This is a genomic window from Pseudomonas edaphica, assembly GCF_005863185.1.
Taxonomy (GTDB): domain Bacteria; phylum Pseudomonadota; class Gammaproteobacteria; order Pseudomonadales; family Pseudomonadaceae; genus Aquipseudomonas; species Aquipseudomonas edaphica.
Window position 1 is genome coordinate 1 of sequence record NZ_VBVZ01000764.1, and the last position, 2,635, is coordinate 2,635.

Annotated in this window: 3 protein-coding genes; 2 read left to right on the forward strand and 1 reads right to left on the reverse strand. The window is 62.8% G+C overall.

Going from position 1 to position 2,635, the window contains the following annotated elements:
- Positions 1–948: 23S rRNA (cytidine(2498)-2'-O)-methyltransferase RlmM (gene rlmM / locus FEM54_RS30160; protein ID WP_138454019.1), on the forward strand; the 948-nt coding region annotated here is incomplete at its 5' end.
- A gap of 124 nt (positions 949–1,072) precedes the next feature.
- Positions 1,073–1,318 carry a sulfurtransferase TusA gene (gene tusA, locus FEM54_RS30165; RefSeq protein WP_058419610.1) on the forward strand — a complete coding sequence of 82 codons (246 nt, stop codon included), beginning with the start codon at positions 1,073–1,075 and terminating at the stop codon, positions 1,316–1,318.
- On the opposite strand, the gene FEM54_RS30170 is transcribed toward tusA, so the two are convergent.
- Positions 1,315–2,635 (reverse strand): MATE family efflux transporter (locus tag FEM54_RS30170; RefSeq protein WP_138454020.1); only part of this gene is annotated, 1,321 nt, incomplete at its 5' end. The genes tusA and FEM54_RS30170 overlap by 4 nt on opposite strands.

Consider the following 2,635-nt stretch of genomic DNA (forward strand, 5'->3'; position numbering starts at 1 on the left):
TTTGTCTGCACCGAAGAAGACGGCGCCCAGCGCCTCATGCACGGCCAGCGGTTTGCCGAGCTGATCTTCCCAAGGCAGTGGGCGCGCGGGGTATTCATCGACCTGCCGGAAACCGACCGCATCAGCGTGATCCTCGCCCACCTGCGCGAATTCCCGGTGTGCGGCAGCCTGTGGCTGGAGATGGTCGACACCAACGACGGCAAAGAGCTGTCGAACTTCTGCAAGAAATTTGAAGTGCATCTGCGCAAAGCCTTGCTCAACGCCGGCAAGCTGGTGGACGACCCGAGCAAGCCGCGCCTGCTGTTGACCTTCAAAAGCGGCCGCGAAGTGTTCATGGGCCTGGCCGAGTCGAACAACTCGGCGATGTGGCCGATGGGCATCCCACGCCTCAAGTTCCCGCGTGACGCGCCAAGCCGTTCGACCTTGAAGCTTGAAGAGGCCTGGCATCACTTCATCCCCCGCGACCAGTGGGACGAACGCCTGCATGGCGACATGACCGGCGTCGACCTCGGCGCCGCGCCGGGCGGCTGGACCTGGCAACTGGTCAACCGTGGCATGCTGGTGACCGCCATCGACAACGGCCCCATGGCCGAAAGCCTGATGGACACCGGCCTGGTGCAGCATTTGATGGCCGACGGTTTTACCTTCGTGCCCAAGCAGCCGGTGGACTGGATGGTCTGCGATATCGTCGAGAAACCGGCACGTAACGCCGCGCTGCTGGAAACCTGGATTGGCGAAGGGCATTGCCGCGAAGCGGTGGTGAACCTCAAACTGCCGATGAAGCAGCGTTATGCTGAGGTAAAGCGTTTGCTTGAGCGCATCGAAGACGGCTTCAAGGCTCGTGGTATTCGGGTGGAAATCGGCTGCAAGCAGCTGTATCACGACCGAGAGGAAGTGACTTGCCACCTGCGTCGGCTGGTTGATGCAAAAAAACCTAAAGGTCGCTGAAACCCAATGTGGGAGCTGGCTTGCCTGCGATAGCGGTATAACGGTTGAAATCTATGTTGAATGTGCCCCGGTCATCGCGGGCAGCCCGCTCCCACACTGGAGCGGGCCAGTTTCAGGAGTGATTATGAGTATTGAATTGCCTGTCGACGGCACCCTCGACGCCACCGGCCTCAACTGCCCGGAACCGGTGATGATGTTGCACCAGCACATCCGCGACCTGCCGCCTGGCGGCCTGCTCAAGGTGATCGCGACCGACCCGTCGACCCGTCGCGATATTCCCAAGTTCTGTGTGTTCCTTGACCACGAACTGGTGGATCAGCAGGAACAGGCCGGCAAATACCTGTACTGGATTCGCAAGAAGTCCGCTTAAACCAGGCGAATCCGCCGGCGCGCGCTGCGTGCCAGGCGGATCACCAGCATCGCTGCGGCGCAGCTCAAGCCCACGATCAGCCCTTGCCACAGCCCACTCGGCCCACTTGCTGCGCCCAGCCAATCGGTCAGCCCCAGGGCATAACCCACCGGCAACCCCACGCCCCAGTAAGCAAACAAGGTCAGCACCATGGTCACCCGTGTGTCCTGGTAGCCACGCAGCGCGCCGGCCGCGGTGACCTGGATCGCGTCGGAGAACTGGAACAGCGCCGCAAACACGATCAGCATCGATGCCACGTGGATCACCCGCGGGTCAGGCGTGTAAATCGTGGCAATCTGTTCGCGAAACAGCAGCATCAGGCTGCAGGACAGGCACGCGTAGGTCAGTGCCGTGCCCATGCCGACCCCGGCGGCAAAGCGTGCTTCACGCGGCTCGCCACGGCCCAATGCCTGGCCGACCCGCACCGTGACCGCCATGCTCAGCGAATAGGGGATCATAAACACCAGCGAGCTGAAGTTCAGCGCGATCTGGTGCCCGGCCACCACGTTGGCGCCCAGGCTGCCGATCAGCAGGGCGATCACCGCAAAGATGCTCGATTCGGCAAACACCGCGATCCCGATCGGCAGGCCGATGCCCAGCACGCGCTTGATCACGGCCCATTGCGGCCAGTCGAAACGCTTGAACAACTCGCTGCTCTGGTATGCCGGTGCCCAGCGGGTCCAGGCGGCGAGGCCGAGCATCATCACCCACATCACAATGGCTGTAGCCCAGCCACAGCCTACGCCGCCCATGGCCGGCACACCGAAGTGGCCATAAATGAACACGTAGTTCAGTGGAATGTTCAACGCCAGGCCGCACAGGCCCATGACCATGCTGGGGCGCGTACGGCCCAGGCCATCACTGAAGCAACGCAACACGTAATACAAGGCGATGGCGGGCATGCCGGACGCGATACCGTGCAGGTAGGCCATGCAGGGCTTGATCAACTCGGGGTCGACATTCATCGCGTGCAGGATCGGCTCGGCGCTGATCAGCATCAGCAGGGCAGTGATGCCCACCACCACTGCCAGCCACAGGGATTGGCGCACCAGCGGGCCAATCTCGGTGTGGTGACCGGCGCCGAAGCGCTGGGCGACTTTGGGCGTGGTGGCCAGCAGCGTGCCGGTCATCAGCAGGTACACCGGAATCCAGATCGAGTTGCCCAAGGCCACCGCCGCCAGGTCTCGCGGGCTCACGCGCCCGGCCATCACCGCATCGACAAAGCCCTTGGCCGTGGTGGCGAGTTGGCCGATCATGATCGGCAGGGCCAGGGTCAGC